Annotated in this window: 5 protein-coding genes; 4 read left to right on the top strand and 1 reads right to left on the bottom strand. The window is 74.6% G+C overall.

What is annotated here, in order from left to right; all coding sequences use genetic code 11:
• Positions 1 to 9 precede the first annotated feature (9 nt).
• Positions 10 to 939 carry a phytanoyl-CoA dioxygenase family protein gene (locus ACLQ25_RS04810; protein WP_425729438.1) on the top strand — a complete coding sequence of 310 codons (930 nt, stop codon included), beginning with the start codon at positions 10 to 12 and terminating at the stop codon, positions 937 to 939.
• Positions 940 to 959: 20 nt separating this feature from the next.
• Entirely contained in the window at positions 960 to 1952 is a 993-nt protein-coding gene (locus tag ACLQ25_RS04805) for a phosphatase PAP2 family protein (protein WP_425729436.1), read from the top strand.
• On the opposite strand, the gene ACLQ25_RS04800 is transcribed toward ACLQ25_RS04805, so the two are convergent.
• A complete protein-coding gene (locus ACLQ25_RS04800) occupies positions 1885 to 2682 on the bottom strand; it encodes a thioesterase II family protein (RefSeq protein ID WP_425729434.1) in 798 nt (265 codons plus the stop codon). The two genes, ACLQ25_RS04805 and ACLQ25_RS04800, sit on opposite strands and share 68 nt — an antisense overlap.
• 152 nt (positions 2683 to 2834) lie before the next feature.
• On the opposite strand from ACLQ25_RS04800, the gene ACLQ25_RS04795 reads away from it, so the two are divergent.
• Together ACLQ25_RS04795 and ACLQ25_RS04790 are read left to right on the top strand one after the other, a co-directional pair.
• Complete coding sequence (locus ACLQ25_RS04795; RefSeq protein WP_425729432.1) at positions 2835 to 10790, top strand: type I polyketide synthase; 7956 nt, start codon at positions 2835 to 2837, stop codon at positions 10788 to 10790.
• A gap of 1 nt (position 10791) precedes the next feature.
• Positions 10792 to 17469 (top strand): thioester reductase domain-containing protein, encoded by a 6678-nt coding sequence (locus tag ACLQ25_RS04790; RefSeq protein WP_425729430.1) that lies wholly within the window; start codon positions 10792 to 10794, stop codon positions 17467 to 17469.
• Positions 17470 to 17474: the final 5 nt, after the last annotated feature.

Raw genomic sequence — 17474 nt, 5'->3', positions numbered from 1 at the left:
AGGAGCGCGATGACAACGACGGAATTCACGCTGACCGACGAGGAGCGGGCCGCGCTGCCCACCGACGAGGACGTCCGGTCGTACGCCGAGCGGGGCTGGTACCTCAGCCAGAAGTTGTTCACCGACGACGAGGTGGACACGCTCGTCGAGGCCAGTGAGCGGTTCTACGCGGGTCACCGCGACCGGCGGTTGCCCCGGCGGCCGGCGAAGCTGGCCTACTGGGAGCCGGAACACGGCGACGTGCAGCGACACAACGACTACGTGCACTACGAGAGCGACGAGGTCGCCGCGATCCTGCGCAAGCCGATCATCGGCGCGGTCGCGGCGCGGCTGGCGGAGGCGGCCGAGATCCGGGTGTTCCAGAGCACCCTGATCCTCAAGCCGCCGAGCCCCGGCGAGCCGACCAACATCGTGCCCTGGCACTTCGACCGTCACTACTGGCAGACCTGCACCTCCGAGCGGATGCTGACCGCCTTCATCCCGATGCACGAGTGCACCGAGGAGATGGGCACGATCACGATGGTCGACGGCAGCCACACCTGGAAGGAGGTCGGCGGCGACGACAAGACCACGAGGCACTTCGCCGAGCGCGACCGTTCCGAGCTGGAGGATCTGCTCGTCAGCAACGCCGAGTACAACGGTGCGCAGGTCAACAAGATCCCGATGCACATCCCCCAGGGCCACATGAGCTTCCACCACTGCCGTACGTACCACGGCAGTGGGGCCAACCGGAGTCCGCGCCCCCGGCGCGCCATCTCCCTGCACCTGCAGGACGGCGACAACCGCTACCGGCGGTTCCACCGCGCCGACGGCGACCTCGTCGTCTACAACCACGATTCCCTGGTACGTCGTGACGAGGCGGGTCTGCCCGACTACGCCGACCCGCAGTTCTGCCCGGTTCTCTGGCGCTCCTCGACCCCGCACGGCGAGACGGCATGACCGTTGGCACGCCCCGGCCCGTGGCAGTCGCACGGGACCGGGGCGACAGCCGGCGCGTCCCGCTGTTGTGGCCGGAGGAGTGCCTCTTCGCGGTGGCCCTCAGCCTCGTCGCCGGGCTCGCCCTCGTCACCGGCGCGGTCTCCTGGGCGCTGATCGCCGCGTCGACCGTGCTGGCCGGCGCGCTGATCGCCGGGTTCGCGCTGTCCCGGCGCCGCCGCGCCGTCGCGTCGGGGCCGACGGCGCTCGACGCGCGGGCGGGCGGTCCGGCGAGGCTGGCCCGGTTCGTCGGCGGGGTGGCCAGGACGGCGGTGCCGTTCCTGTCCTGCCTGGTGATCTACTCGAGTCTGCGCGACATCACCCCGGAACTCGACTTCCCCCTCGTCGACCCCGCGTTGATCGAGTTCGACCGGTCCGTCTTCGGCGGCGACGTCAGCCGTTGGCTCAACGACACCCTCGGCTCACCCGCGCTGACGCTGTTCATGGCGATCTGCTACCTGAGCTACGGCCTGTCCCAGGCGGCGTACGCCATCTCCTCGTTCGTGCGGGGCCATGCGCGCGAGTACCACGACTTCGCGCTCGCGATCTCCATCACCGCGGTGGTCGGCTACTCCGGTTACGTGCTGGTGCCCGGGGTGGGTCCGCACATCTACCAGACCGACGTCTACGCCGACCCGCTGCCCGGTCATGAGGGATCGATCGGCGGCGCGCTGGACGCCATCACCGCCGTGCAGGGTCCGGCGCGGGATCTCTTTCCCAGCCTGCACACCGCCATGACGGTGGTGCTGATGGTGTATCTGTGGCGCGACGCCCGTCGCCTCTTCTGGTGGTACCTGCCGATCGGCCTGGGGTTGCTGCTGTCCACGTTGTACCTGCGCAAGCACTATGCCGTCGACCTGCTGGCCGGGATAGCCCTCGCGGTGCTGGCGGTGGTGGTGGCCGGGCGGGTCAACCGCTGGTGGTACCGGCCCCGGATCGACCCACCCGGCGAAGCAGCTCGGCCATCCGCGCCGTGACCACGTCGACGACCTGCGGATGGTCGAGGATGAAGTGCCCGTCGTTCACGACGGTCAGGTCGAAGCGCTCCGCCGTCTCCTGCTGCCAGGCCAGCGCGCCCGCCGCGTCGGCCATCCGATCGTGGCGGCCCACCAGGGCGGCGATCGGACATCCCAACGCCGCCCGGGGTGGGCGGGCGTAGGTCTCCGCCAGCCGCAGGTCGGTCCGCAGCACCGGCAGGGCGAGCCGCATCAGCGCCGGTTCGGCGAGGACCTCGGCCGGGGTGCCGCCGAGGCGTCCCAGCGACTCGATCAGCCGGTCGTCGTCCAACGCGTGCAGGGGGCGGTGGGCGAGACCGGCGGCGGGTCCGTTGCGCCCCGCGACGATCACCAGCTCGGGGCCCGGGCCGGTGCGCGACAGCGTCGCCGCCACCTCGTACGCCAGCAGCGCGCCGAAGCTCTGCCCGGCCAGGGCGTACGGACCCGACAGGCGGTCCCGCACCGCGTCGCACGCGGCGTTCACCAGCCGGGGCCAGTCGTCGATCGCCGGCTCCTGCCGGCGGGTGCCGTGCCCGGGCAGCTCCACCGGCTCGACGACCACTCCGGCCGGCAGCCACCGCCTCCACCTGGTGAAATGCGACGCTGAGCCACCGGCGGCCGGGAAGCCGAACACCGTCAACGACGGCGGTCCTGAACGCCCGTTCTCCCGTGCTTCTTCGGCAACCAGGACGTGATCTATCAGCATTGACATCTCGCTTCTCGTCCGATGTACTTCAACGTACAGGGAAATCATCAGGCGGGGAATGGCCGCTACAGTTCACCGAACGGATGCGCGTGGGGGGTGCCGTGGGGATGCGCCGCGACCGTCGCTCAGCCTCCAGGGCAGGTGCCACCGACATCGCGGTGGTAGGCGTCGGATGCCGGTTCCCCGGCGGGGTGGACGACCTCGACTCGCTGTGGCGCGTCCTGGACGAGGGGCGTGACGTCACCGGCCGCGTCCCGGCCGGGCGGCCCGGCGCCGCCTCGCTCGAGACGGTCGGCACCGGCGGGTTCCTGCCCGACATCGACCTGTTCGACGCCGAGTTCTTCGGCGTCTCGCCCCACGAGGCGCGCGAGATGGACCCGCAGCAGCGGCTTCTGCTGACGCTCGCCTGGCGTGCCATGGAGCACAGCGGCGTGCCGCTGTCCGCCTGGGCGGGCAGTAACACCGGGGTCTACTTCGGAATCCTGGCGATGGACTACGCCGTCCTGCACGCCCGCACCCTCGGCGTCGACCACGTGGGGGCGCACTACGCCAGCGGCAAGGAGTTCAGCTTCGGGTCAGGCCGGGTGGCGTACACGTTCGGTCTGAACGGGCCCTGCATGACCCTGACCGCCGCCTGCGCGTCGTCGCTGCTGGCGGTGCACCTCGCCGCGCGTGCCCTGGCGGCGGGCGACTGCGACACCGCGCTGGCGGGTGGGGTCAACCTGATGGTCGGTCCGGAGCTGACCCTCTACATGCGACGCATCCAGGCGCTGTCACCGCAGGGGCTCTGCCGCCCGTTCGACGCGGACGCCGACGGCGTGGTGCGTGGCGAGGGTGGCGCGGTCGTCGTCCTCAAGAGGTACGCGGACGCCGTCGCCGACGGCGACCAGATCTGGGGCGTGATCAAGGGAAGCGCGACGAACCACGACGGCCGCAGCGCCGGCCTGACCGCGCCCAACGCCTTGGCCCAGGAGCAGTTGCTGCGCAACGCGCTCCGCGACGCCGACGTGTCGCCCGCCGACATCGAGTACGTCGAGGCCCACAGCACCGGCACGCCGCTGGGTGACCCGATCGAGCTCAGCGCGTTGGCGGCGGTCTTCGGTCCCGAACGTGCCCCGGAGCGCCCGCTGCTCGTCGGCTCGCACAAGGCCAACTTCGGCCACCTCGACTCCGCCGCCGGCATCCTCGGCCTGCTCAAGGGCCTGCTGGTCGCGCGTACCGGGGTCATCCCGCCGCAGATCAAGCTGGCGCAACCGACGCCACGGTTCCGCTGGTCCGGTTCCGGGTTGGCGGTCCCCACCACCCGCACGGTGTTGCCCCACGCCCCCCACCGCCTCACCGGCGTCAGCGCGTTCGGTCTGTCCGGCAGCAACGTGCACGTCGTGCTCGCCGGGCCCGGAGAGGAGCGCGCCGCGCAGCCGTCGGCACCCGTGTCGTGGCCGGTGCTGGTGCTGTCCGGCCCTTCCGAGTCGGCCCTGGCCGACCAGGTCACCCGGCACGCGGCACTGCTCGACGACGCCGTCGCCGCTGACCCCGACCAGCTCGGCGACCTGTTGTTCAGCACCGGCGCCCGGCGTAGCCACCACACGCACCGGCTCGCCGTGACCGGCGCGAGCGCCGCCGACCTGCGCCGCGTGGTGGCCGGTCACCAGGCCGGCGAGAGGTCCGCCAGCGCGGTCAGCGGCGAACTGCTGCACGACGGTCCGGCGTACGTGGTGCAGGTGTTCTCCGGCCAGGGCTCGCAGTACCCCGGCATGGGTCTCGACCTCTACCGCGCCGACGCGACGATGCGCGCCACGCTCGACGAATGCGACGCGTTGACCCGGCGGATCGCCGGGTGGTCGCTGCTGGAGGAGCTGGGTCGCCGCACCGGCAGCCGGTTGTCCGAGACCCGGTTCGCCCAACCGGCGATCTTCGCGATCCAGATCGGGCTCTCCCGGCTCTGGGCCCGGTGGGGTGTTCCGCCGGACTCGGTCGTCGGCCACAGCATGGGGGAGGTCGCCGCGGCCTGCGCGGCCGGCGCGCTGCCGCTGGAAGACGCGCTGCGGGTCATCGTGCTGCGGGGCGAGCTGTTGCAGCCGGCGTCCGGCAGCGGACGGATGGCCGCCATCGCGCTGTCCGCCGACGAGGTCACCGCCGCCATCGAGAGGTACGCCGAGGTCGTGATCGCCGCGGTCAACGGGCCTCGCTCGGTCGTGGTCGCCGGCCCGACGGCCGCCGTGGACCGGCTGCTGGCCGACCTGACCGCCGCCGGGGTGCGGTGCGTGCCGCTGGCCGGCGACTACGCGTTCCACAGCCCGGCGGTCTCGGCGTACGGCGACGAGTTGGAGCGCCGGCTCGACGGCCTGACACCGGCCGAGCCGCGTGTGCCGATGCTGTCCAGCGTCGACCCGACCGGCGTCGTAGCGGAGTTCGGGCCGGCCTACTGGGGCCGCAACGTGCGCGAACCCGTGCTGTTCTGGCCGGCGATCGACCGGCTGCTGTCCCGGCGGCCGGCGGTCTTCGTGGAGCTGGGTCCGCATCCGGTCCTGACCGGGCCGCTGGCGGCGTCACTCGCGGCCCGCTCCCGTCGTGGCGCGGCGATCGGCAGCCTGGCGCGGGGACGACCCCCGGTGGAGACCCTGACCCGGGCCCTCGCCCAGGCGTACACCGCCGGTGTCGCGGTGGACTGGGCGGCGGTGTACGGCGAGGGTCGTCGGTACCGGCCGCTGCCGCCGGTCCGGCTCTCCGAGGAGCGGTACTGGCTGCCGAACCCCGAGTCCGTCGCCCCGCCGGCGCCGCAGGCGGTGCGGGTGGGCTCCGTCGGCGCCGCGCACGGTGCCCCTGGCGGCGCCGGCGTGGCGCTGGGCGAGCTGCGGGCCGAGGTACGCCTCATCGCGCCGGACGGCACCGTCGTGCAGACGCTGGCCGGGGTCGGTGTGCCGACAACCACTGCGCCCAACGGCGGCGGTGGCCAGAATGGCGAGGCTGTCGGCGAGCAACGCGGCGGTGCGGCCGCCAACGGCGCCGGTGTCGGCGGTACCACCGCCAACGGTGCCGGTGGTACCACCGCCAACGGTGCCGGTGGTACCACCGCCAACGGTGTCGGCGGCGCGGCCGCCAACGGCGCGACGGCCGGCGGTACGGATGCCGCGGGCGCGGGTGTCGGCGGTGGCGGGAGCGGTATCGGCGGCCGCGCAGCCACCAACGGGGCCGGTGCCCGCGCTCGCACCCCCGTGGAGCGGGAGCGGATCGCCGCCCTCGTCAACGATGCCGTCGCCGAGGCCCTCGGGTACGAGCCCGGCCGCCGTCTGGCGCGCGGGCGCGGCTTCTTCGAGCTGGGCATGGACTCGCTCGCCCTGGTCGCGCTCGTCAGCCGGCTCGAACGCGAGTTGGGTGCCGTCCTCGGGGCTGCCGTCGGCATCGAGCACCCGACCATCGACGCCCTCACCGATCACCTCGTCGCCGAGGCACTCCCGGCCGGGCCGCCGCTTGCCGCCAAATCAACAGAGCCGGCGCGCCCGGTTGAGCCGCCCCGCCAGGCCGAGTCACCGCCGATCGCGGCGGCGGCTGTTCCGGTCGCTCCGGTCGTACGCGGGCCGGCCGAGCCGGTGGCCATCGTGGGCATCGGTTGCCGGCTGCCGCGGGCCGACGGTCCCGAGCAGTTCTGGCGGCTGCTGTCCGACGGGGTCGACGCCACCGGCGACGTGCCAGCGGACCGGTGGGACGCCGAGGCGCTGCTCGGCGCCGGGCCCGGCGCCCCCGGCACCGTGGTCACCCGCCGTGGCGGTTTCCTCGACCGGGTCGACCTGTTCGACAACGCGTTCTTCCGGATCTCGGCCCGCGAGGCCCGGGCCATGGACCCGCAGCAGCGCCTCTTCCTCGAGGTGGCCTGGGAAGCGCTCGAGGACGCCGGGGTCACGCGGGAGCACCGGCGATCCGCCCGGGTCGGCGTCTTCGTCGGCATGAACACCACCGACTACCAGCAACTGCTCACCCGGCGGGCCCGGGACGTCGACCTCTACTACGGCACGGGCAACTCCTTCAGCGGCACGGCCGGCCGGTTGTCGTACTTCCTGGACGTTCGTGGCCCCAGCCTGGCGATCGACACGGCCTGCTCGTCGTCGCTCGTCGCGGTGCACCTGGCCGTGCAGAGCCTGCGCGCCGGGGAGGCGGACGTCGCGCTCGCCGGCGGGGTGAACGTGATGGTGAGGCCCACCGTGCACCTGGCCATGTCGGCCGCGGGCGCGCTGTCGCCCGACGGTCGCTGCAAGACCTTCGATGCCAGTGCCGACGGCTACGGGCGCGGTGAGGGCGCCGGCGTGGTGGTGCTCAAGACACTCGCGCAGGCCGAGCGCGACGGCGACCGGGTCTACGCCGTGATCCGTGGCAGCGCGGTCAACCACAACGGCGCGAGCGGCGGCCTGACCGTGCCCGGCGGCGAGGCACAGGAGGAGCTGATCCGCACGGCGCTTGCCGCCGGTGGCGTCGCCGCGTCGGACGTGGACTACCTGGAGGCGCACGGCACCGGCACGGTGCTCGGCGACGCCGTGGAGCTGCGGGCGATCGCGCGTGCGCTCGGCGGCGGGCGGCAGCCGGAGCGGCCGCTGCTGGTCGGGTCCGTCAAGACCAACATCGGCCACCTGGAGGCGGCCGCCGGTATCGCCGGGCTGATCAAGACCGCGCTGGCACTGCGACACGGCGAGCTGCCCGCGCACCTGCACGTCACCCGTCCCACCTCTCAGGTGGACTGGGCGCGGCTGCCGGTCCGGATCACCACGTCCACGACGGAGTGGCCGGCCACCGGCGGGCGACCCCGGATCGCCGGGGTGAGCGCGTTCGGATTCGCCGGGACCAACGCCCACGTGGTGCTCAGCGGGCCGGCCACCCCGTCGTCGCAGAACGGGCACCGGACACCGGACGTCGCCGCGTCCTCCAGGGCCGGCGCGATCATGACCGGCCGTGCTCACCTCCTGATCCTGTCGGCCGCCGTGCACGGCGCCCTGGCCGCCGCCCGGGAGAGCTTCGCGGACGTACTGTCCGCGCGGGTCGGCGCGGACATCGCCGACATCTGCCACGCCGCGGCGACCCGCCGCGCTCACCTGGAACACCGGCTGGCGGTGGTCGGTCGCGGGATCGCCGACCTCGCCGCCGGGCTGTCCGGTGGCGACGGCGCGCACCAGGGCACGGCCTCCGACGAGTCCGAGCGCCTGGTCCTCGTGTACGGGGACCGCGCGCCGGTCGACTGGCGCGCCCTCGATCGCGACGAGCCCGCTTTCCGGGCCACGTTGGACGCGCTCGACGACAGCGGCGCGCTGCGTACGGCGCTGACCGCCGGCGACGCGGATCGGGGCGAGCCGGCCGCCGTGCTGGCCGTCCAACTCGCGCTCACCGCCGTCTGGGAGGCATACGGGGTACGGCCCGACGCGGTCGTCGGACGTGGTGTCGGTGAGTTGGCGGCGGCGTGCGCGGCGGGTGCGCTCGACCCGGCGCGGGCGATCCGCGCGGCGCTCGACGGCACGACCGTCACCGTGGCGGCACCCACCGACATGTCCTCGGCGCCGGTGCTGTGGCTGGCCTCGGCGGGCGGGCCGGTGTCCGGTCCGCACCCGGTGCCCGCGCGGTCATCGGCGTCGGGCTGGGACGCGCTGGCCGCGCCGCTCGCGGCGGCGGGGGAGCGGGTGTGGCTCGCGGTCGACGGCGGGTCGGACGCCGCGGCCGTCGCCGCAGGAGGGGAGGCGAGCCTCCTGGCGGTCGGGGCGGATCTGGGCCGTCCGGAGGGATTCCTCGACGTCGTCGCCCAGCTCCACGTGGTCGGTGTCGGCATCGACTGGGAGAGGCTGTTCGGCCGCCGCCCGTACCGGGCGGTGCTGCCGCGCTACCCGTGGCAGCGACGCCGGCACTGGGCGGACACGTCGGACCCGGCGACCGGTTCGACACCCGTCGCGGAGCGGTCGGCCTCCGCGACCACGACGCCGGCTGTCACGACCACTCCGGCGCTCACCGCCGTCACCCTGCCCGACGACGTCCGGGACCGCTGGGCCGCGCGTACGTTCACCGTCCGCTGGCGTCGCGTCCTGCCGCCCGCCCCGGAGGCGGTGGCCGGGCGGTGGCTCGTCGTCCCGCTCACGGGCGCGTCCGTCGAGGCGGGTCAGCGCGTGGTCGACGGTCTGCGGCTCGCCGGCGTCGAGGTGACCTGGCGGCCACCGTCCGCCGGCTCGGGCCCGGACGACGACCGGGGCGGTAGGCCGACCGGCGGCGCACCGGAGGGCGACCTGCCGCCGTGGGCCGATGTTCCGCCGGACCACGGGATCGTGCTGGTCGCGGCGGCGGCACCCGGAAGTGTGCCGGTCGAGGTCCTGGTAGCGGGTGTCGTGCGGGCCGCCCGTCAGCTTCGCGCCGGACTCGACGTGCCGCCCGGGCGGTTGCGCGTCGTCACCGCCGGGGCGTACCAGCCGACCGGTGCCGGCGAAATGGACCCGGCGCAGGCGGCGGTGTGGGCGGCCGGGCGGGTGCTGGCCATGGAGGCCGCGCCCGGGTGGGGTGGTCTGGTCGACGTCGACCCGCACCTGCTCGGCACCGCGCCGCGTCAGGCAGACGGCGAGGCGGGCCAGGCGGGCGGCGAGGCGGGCCAGGCGGGCGGCGAGGCGGGCCAGCAGGACGCCGGCTGGACTCCCGGCGACGCTGCCGGACTCGCCGGTGCGCTGACGGCGCCGCGCGGGCCCGCGACCGGGCCGGCCGAGGACGAGTTGCTCCTGCGCGAAGGAGCCTGGTACGCCGGACGGTTGTCCACGGCGGATCCGCTGCCGACCGCGCTGCCCGAGTTCGACTGTGATCCGGACGCCTGGTACCTGGTGACCGACGCGCTGCACCCGGCCAGCCGACCGTTCGTGGACGTGCTCGTCCGCCGCGGCCTGCGTCGGCTGATCGTCGGGGAAGCCACACCGCTCGACGCCACACCGTCCGACGGTGCGTCCCCGGGAAACGTACGGCTCGCCGAGCTGGCAGCGGCCGGCGTGCAGGTGCGACGAATCGACCTGACGGCGGCAGACCGTAGGGCGGACGAACGATCGGCGGCAGACCGCGCGGCGGATCTCGCGGCCGACCTGACGCCGGACGCGTTGGGCGCCCCGCTCGGGGGCGTGCTGCTGGTCGGGATGCCCGCGCCGGCCGCCCCGCTCGATACCCTCGACGAGGGCGCGGTGTCGCCGGCCGTGCGCTGGGCTGAGGTCGTACACCGGCTGGACCTGGCGACCCGTGACCTCGCGCCGCCGCTGTTCTGCCTGACCGGCGCGGCGGCCGCGGTCTGGGGGGCCACCGGGATGGCCGCGCGGGCCGCCGCCGAGGGCGCGGTCGACGCGGTGACCACGGCGCGGGAGCGGGCCGGTCTACCCGTCCAGGTGGTGCGGTTCATGCCCGTCGACGACCCGGCCGAGCTGTCCCGCCGGGACCGGATGGTGATGGTCGACAGCGGTCTGCGGCCGCTGGCCGGCGCGGAGGTGGGCGAGGCCTTCGAGGTGGCGCTCCGGGCGGGCCTGACCCAGTTCACGGTGGCGGACGTGGACGCGCCCCGGTACGCGCGGGTGTGCCGGGAGCGGGCCGACCGCGCCTTCCTGGCCGAGGTGGGCGTCGAGTCGGTGGCGAGCGACGGCGGATCCCAGGAGGCCGGGCCGCCGGTCGCGCCGCTGGCCGGCGTCGTGCTGGCGCTGCCGGCCGAGCAGCGGGCCGAGCGCCTGTTGGAGGCGGTGCTCGACGCGGTGGCCGAGGTGCTGGGCGAGGCGTCCGGGGTGGACGTGCTGGCCCACCAGGGCTTCTTCGACCTCGGCATGGACTCGGTGATGTCGCTGAGCCTGCGCGGCTGGTTGGAACGCGCGCTGGGAGTGGACCTGCCGGCGACGCTCACGTTCGAGTTCCCCAACGCGGCGGCGCTCACCGACCACCTGCTGACGCTGCTCGATCCGGCCGCCGATGTGGGCCGATCGAGCGCGCCGACCACCACGCCCGCCATCACGGCGACCACCGGGCCGGCCACCACGGCGACCGGCGTGCCCGACGACGCCGACGACAACCTGGCGGCGATGTCCGAGGACGAGCTGATCGCGCGGCTGTCGGCCGCGCTCGCGGAGGGGGGCTGAGATGTCGACGACCGCTTCGCGTACACCGGACAGCCGCCGGCTGATGGCCGACGCGCTGCGCACCATCGGGGACCTGCGTCGCCGCCTTGCCGACAGTCGTGACGGTTGGTTGGACGAACCGATCGCCATCGTCGGGATGGCCTGCCGGTTCCCCGGCGGCGCGCACTCGCCGGAGGAATTCTGGACCCTGCTGCGCAACGGGGTGGACACGACCTCGGAGTTCCCGGCCGAGCGCGCCGACGCCCGCGCGTACCTCGATCCGGACCCGGAGGCGCCGGGCAAGGCGTACACGATCCGGGGCGCGTTCCTCGACCAGGTCGACCGGTTCGAGCCGGAGGCGTTCGGGATCTCCCCGCGCGAGGCGCTGGGCATGGACCCGCAGCACCGCATCGCGCTGGAGATCTGCTGGGAAGGGCTGGAGCGCGCCGGCTACGCGCCCGACCGGCTCGACGGCTCGCGCACCGGCGTCTACTTCGGGCTGAGCACGACCGACTACGTACGCGCCCGGCAGAGCGCCGGCGACATCGACGACGTCGACTTCTACCAGCTCACCGGCGAGCCCAGCTTCCTGGCGGGCCGCATCTCGTACCTGCTCGGACTGCGGGGGCCGAGCAAGGTCGTCGACACCTCCTGCTCGTCGTCGCTGGTCGCGCTGCACGAGGCGTGCCAGGCGCTGCGGCTGCGGGAGTGTGACCTGGCGTTGGCGGGCGGGGTGAACCTGCTGCTGTCCCCGTACGGCTTCGTCATGATGAGCAAGTTCCGCGGGCTGTCCGCCGACGGGCGGTGCAAGACCTTCGACGCGTCGGCCGACGGCTACGCCCGCGGCGAGGGCGCCGGTGTCGTGGTGCTCAAGCGGCTCTCCGCCGCGCTGGCCGACAACGACCCGATCGTCGCGGTCGTCCGTGGCTCGGCGGTCAACCACGACGGTCGCTCCAGCGGCCTCACCGTGCCGAACCCGCTCGCGCAGCAGGACGTGGTCGGCGCGGCCATGAGCCAGGCCGGCGTCGGGCCGGACGGCGTGGACTACGTCGAGGCGCACGGCACGGGCACCTCGCTGGGAGATCCCATCGAGCTGCGTTCGCTGGAAGCCGTCATCGGTCGGCACCGCCGCCCCGACGACCCGCTGCTGGTGGGCTCGGTGAAGACGAACATCGGGCACCTGGAGCCGGCCGCCGGCATGGCCGGCCTGTTCAAGGTCGTGCTCGCCATGTCGAACGGCGAGATCCCACCGCACCTGCACCTGAGCGAGCCCAACCCGAACCTGGACTGGTCCGGCCTGCACGTGCGGGTGCCCGTGACCTGTACGCCGTGGCCGGATCGGGGCCACCCGCGCACCGGCGGAGTGAGCAGCTTCGGGGCGAGCGGGACGAACGCGCACGTCGTGCTGGCGGCGCCGCCGGCCGGTGCCGTTCGGGCTGGTGCCCAACCGCCGTACGGGTTGTTCCTGGCCTCCGCGCGTACCGAGGAGGCGCTGCGCGAGATGGCCGACCGGCACGCGCGGTGGCTGCGCGGTCCGCACGCGGTGTCCCTCGGCGACGCCTGCTACACGACGCACGTCGGCCGCGCGGTCCAGACGCACGGCCTCGCGGTCACCGCCGCCGACACCGACGAGCTGGCGGACGTCCTGTCGGCGTACGCGCAGGGCCGCCACCCGCGCGGGCTGACGGTCGCCGCGCTGCCCCGCCGCCGCGATCGCAAGGTCGCCTGGCTGTTCACCGGCCAGGGCGCCCAGTACCCGGGCATGGCCCGCGGGCTGCTGGGGAACGCCGCCTTCCGCGCCGCCTTCGAGGAGGCCGCGGCGCTCTTCGACAGCGAGCTGCCCCGTCGGTTGGCGGACGTGCTCTGGGCCGACGGTCCGACGCCGCTCGACGACACCCGGTACACGCAGCCGGCGCTGTTCGCGGTCGAGTACGCCCTGGCCCAGATGTGGCTCTCCTGGGGCCTGCGACCGTCTGCGGTGGCCGGCCACAGCGTCGGCGAGCTGGTCGCCGCCTGCGTCGCCGGTGTCCTGGACCTGCCCGCCGCCGCGACGCTGGTGGCGGCGCGGTCGCGATTGATGGCGGAGCTGCCGGCGGGCGGCGCGATGGCCGCCGCGGGCTGCGCGGAGGAGGTCGCCGTCGCGGCGATCGACGGGTACGCGGGCACGGTCGCCGTCGCCGCGGTCAACGGGCCGAGCGACGTCACGATCTCGGGTCACGCCGCGCATCTGGCCACCGTCCTGGAGCGGCTGGCGACCGACGGCGTCCGCACCCGGCGGCTGGCCGTGTCGCACGCGTTCCACTCGCCGCTGATCCGACCCATGCTGGAGCCGTTCCGGTCGGTGCTGGCCGGGCTGTCGTTCCGCCCGCCGCGCATCCCGTTGGCGTCCAACGTCACCGGTCGACTGTTCGGCGACGACGACCTCGGCCCGGACTACTGGCTGCGGCACGCGGCCGGCGCGGTCCGCTTCCGCGACGGGGTGCGCGCGTTGCACGACGCGGGCATGCGCACCTTCGTGGAGCTCGGGCCCGCGCCCGTGCTGACGGCACTCGCGGCCCGCTCGCTCGCCGGCGAGCCGGATTGCGCGTTCGTGCCCACCCTGCGGCGGGGCGGCGAGGACCTGCGTGAGGTGCTCGGCGCGGTCGGCAGCGTGAGCCTGCGGGGCGCACGTCCGGACTGGCGGGCCTTCCACGAGGGCGAGGACGTGCGCGCGGTACCGCTGCCGACGACACCGTGGCGCGGCGCGCACTACTGGTTCCGCGAGGTCGGGCCGGTCGCCGCGCCGGTCGCGGCCGCCGCCGAGGAGACCGGGGCCGCCGCCGTGGCCGGAGACATCCCGGGCGTCGGCCGCCGCCTGCCCGGACCCGTGCCGGCGTACGAGGTGACGCCCGAGGCGCTGCCCGGCGAGTCGCCGGGTCTCGGCGCGGTGCTGGATGTGGCGGTCCGGGCCGCCACGGACTGCCTCGGTGGTGGGTGGCGGTGCGCCGAGGATCTGCGCGTCCACACGTTGGTCCCGACCGGCGAGCGGGGTCAGCTGCGGCTCACGGTCACGGCGCGGGACGACGGCTCGGCCGACTGGGAGCTGGTCGGGGCCACCGCGGCCCGCGAGGCGCTGGCCGCGCCGTGGATCCGCCACGCCAGCGGGGTGCTGCGGCGTCGGTGGCCGGCCGACCGCCCGTACCCCGACGAGGACGACGACGTCGAGACCGCGCCGGAGATCCCGGTGCCGGACGACGCGGGCTGGCACGAGGTGCTCGACGCCGCGCGGGTCGCGGTCACGGTGGCGGGCGGGGCGGAGTCGGAGAACGGGTCGACGCTGGCCGGCTGCGGCGCGCTCGGTGGCACGCCCGCGACGTCGAGTGACGTCGCGCCCCCGGGCGGCGTACGGGCGGTACGGGTCCGCGTCGGGTCCGTGCGGGCGGTCGGCGACGTGCTGACCGGGGCCGTCGACCTGCTCGACGCCAGCGGCGTGCCGATCGGGTACGCGCAGGACGTGACCGTCGCGCCGGTGCCCGCGCCGGCCCAGTGGGAGGTCCCGGCCGACCTGCTCTACGAGCAGACCTGGGTGCCCCTGCCCGGGCCGTCTCCGCAGCCGCCGGCCGACCTGGCCGGACAGAGCTACCTGCTGGTGGCCGACCCGACGGGTCCGGATGCCGCGCTGGTCACCGGGCTGGCCGCGCTGCTGCGGGAGCGCGACGCCGCCGTGACGGTGTCGGCGCCGCCGGTGGTGGGCCAGGGGTCGGACTGCCGGCCTGACCGTGACGCCGTCCGGGAGCTGGTCGCCACCTGGTCCGCCGGCCCGGGTCGTCCCCGGCTCGCGGTGGTCCTGACCGGGCTCGACGCGCCCGCGTCCAAGGACTGCGACGCCGCGAGCCTTCAGGAGTACGCCGGGCGCGCTGACCTGACGACCCTCGCCCTCCTGCGCGCGATGCTCGACGACCAGGAGTGCGCCGACGCCCGGCTCACCCTCGTCACCCGCGCCGCCCTGCGGGTGAGCACGGAGAGCACCGTCCCAGACGCGGCCGCCCCGGTCGCCGGCACGCTGTGGGGCCTGGGCCGGGTGCTGGCGCTGGAGCACCCGGACCGGTGGGGTGGCGCGATCGACCTGGACCCGCAGCGCCGACCCGGCGAGGACCTGCTGCTGCTGGCCGCGCTGACCACGGGCGGGTTGATCCCCGGCGACCCGTCCGGCGTGGGCCCAGCCGACGCACCGGACGGCTACGACGACCAGCAGGCGCTGCGCGCCGACCGTCGGTACGCGCTGCGCCTCACCCCCGCGCCCGCACTGCCACCCGAGGCGCTGCGCCGTCGGCCACCGGTCCACGGCGAGGCCACGTACCTGATCACCGGGGCGTTCGGCGGAATCGGCCTGACCGTCGCGGAATGGCTGGCCCGCGCCGGCGCCGGGCGCCTGGTGCTGCTCGCCCGCACCCCGCTACCCGAGCGGGACGGTTGGGCCGACGCGACCGGGGAGGCCGCGCGGCGGATCGACGCGGTGCGGCGGCTGGAGCGGTTGGGGACCACCGTCGACGTGGTAGCCGCCGACGTGGTCGACGAGGCGGCGATGACCGCCGTGTTCACCGCGCTGGAGAACGGCGCCCAGCCGCTGCGCGGTGTCGTCCACGCGGCCGGCGTGTCGGAGCCCGAGTTCGCCCGTACGGCCACCGACGCGGCGTACCGGCGGGTGTGGCGACCGAAGGTGATCGGCGGCTGGCTGCTGCACCAGCTCACGCGCGGCGCCGAGCTGGACTTCTTCATCGGCTTCTCGTCGATCGCCGCGACCTGGGGCTCGCAGCACCTGGCCAGTTACGCGGCCGGCAACGCGTTCCTCGACGCGCTGGCGGGGCACCGCGACGCCGCCGGCCTGCCGGCCCTGTCCGTCGCGTGGGGCCCGTGGGACCTGCCGTCCGCGCTCTTCGGCGACGAGGTGCTGGCGTTCCTGAAGGCCACCGGGTTGCGGCCGTTGCCGGCCGACCAGAGCATCCGGATCCTGACGGCGCTCGCGGCCGGCGACGCCACGCAGCGGGTGGTGTGCGCGGTCGACTGGTCGGTGTTCAAGCCGGTCATGCAGGCCCGCACCGAGCGGCCGATGCTGCGCGGCATCACCGCCGACGAACCGGCCGCCGACGATGTCGCGGAGGCGCCGCTGCTGGCCGACCTGCGCGCCGAGCGTGACCCGCGCCGGGTGCGGGCGACGCTCGGCGCGTACGCGGTCGAGTTGGCGACGGACGTCCTGGGCGCCGGTTCGGGGGCCCTCGACGAGGAGAGCGACGTGCTGGCCAGCGGCATGGACTCGCTCATGGTCATGGACGCCGTCCGGCGTTGCCGGCGGGATCTCGGCCTCACCGTGCGCGCCGGTGACCTGCTCACCCTCGCCACCCCGGCACACTGGGCCGACCTGTTCGCCGGGCTGCTGGCCGACCGGTCCGTCGACGGGTCCGCTAACGACGGCGTTCCGCCCGCCGGTGACCAGGGCGGCGGCGACCTGGCGGATGACCCGGCCAGTGATCCGGCGTGGATCGCGGGCGACGTGACCCTCGCGCCGGACATCCGGGTGGTCGGCGAACCGCCGGCCCGGGTGCGCGACCCCCGGCACGTCCTGTTGACCGGCGCGACCGGCTTCGTCGGCGGCTATTTGCTGCACACCCTGCTCGAATCGACCACGGCCCGGGTGTGGTGCCTGGTGCGGTGCGCCGACGAGGAGGCCGGCCTGCGGCGGCTGCTGGACAACATGGAGCGCTACCTCCCCCTGCCGGCCACCGCCGTCGACCGGATCACGGTGCTGCCCGGTGACCTGGCCCGACCCGGGTTGGGCCTGTCCGCCGAGCGGTTCGACGAACTCGCCGACCTGTTGGACGGCATCTACCACTGCGGCGCCCGGGTGCACTTCGGCTACAACTACCAGCAGCTCCGACCGGACAATGTCACGGGCACTGAGGAAATCCTGCGGTTGGCCGCGCGTGGGCGGCCGACCGCGGTCCACCACGTCTCGACGTACGGCATCTGGGGCCTACCGGCCCCCGGCCGCGACGTCGTCGGCGAGGACGACGACATCGCCTCGGCCGGTCGGCTGGTGACCGGATACGTGCAGACCAAGTGGGCCGCGGAGCGGCTGGTCGAGCTGGCCCGCGCGCGCGGCGTGCCGGCCGACATCTACCGGCCGGGTCGGGTGCTGGGCGACTCCCGTACCGGCGCGAGCCTGACCACCCACTTCACCACCCGGGTCATGAAGGGCTGTGTGCAGCTCGGGTTGGCGCCGGACATCGACATCAAGGTGGAGATGACGCCCGTCGACTACGTGGCGGGCGCGCTGGTGCACATCTCCCGGTACGGCCCGGCCCTGGGTAGCACGTACCACCTGGTGAGCCCGTACAAGGCACTCTTCGCGGACGTGGTGCGCGCGCTACGTCGGCACGGCTTCGCGGTCGAGGTCGTACCCGTCGAGGAGTGGTGGCAGGCGCTCAAGGCCACCTACGCCGTCGGCACGAACGAACTGCACCCGGTCATGCCGGTGGTCCAGGAGTTCGTGGTCGGCGGCGAGGAGGCCGTCCACTACGGCGTCGACAACACCGAGGAACAACTGCGGGGCACCGACGTCCGGTGCCCGCCGTTGGACGACGACCTACTCGACATCTACCTGCGCTGGATGGTGCGGACCGGCTACCTGCCCGCTCCCACAGCGGCTGATGAAGGAGCTTGAACGAT

The organism is Micromonospora sp. DT44, from assembly GCF_049841635.1.
Classification (GTDB): Bacteria; Actinomycetota; Actinomycetes; order Mycobacteriales; family Micromonosporaceae; genus Micromonospora.
The sequence above is the reverse complement of the archived record's forward strand: the minus strand, read 5'-3'. Positions and strand labels throughout refer to the sequence as shown.

Excerpts from the sequence above, each read along its gene's own strand:
- ACLQ25_RS04810 (WP_425729438.1), top strand. The coding sequence starts at position 10 with ATGACAACGACGGAATTCACGCTGACCGACGAGGAGCGGGCCGCGCTG.
- ACLQ25_RS04800 (WP_425729434.1), bottom strand. The coding sequence starts at position 2,682 with ATGTCAATGCTGATAGATCACGTCCTGGTTGCCGAAGAAGCACGGGAG.
- ACLQ25_RS04790 (WP_425729430.1), top strand. The coding sequence starts at position 10,792 with ATGTCGACGACCGCTTCGCGTACACCGGACAGCCGCCGGCTGATGGCC.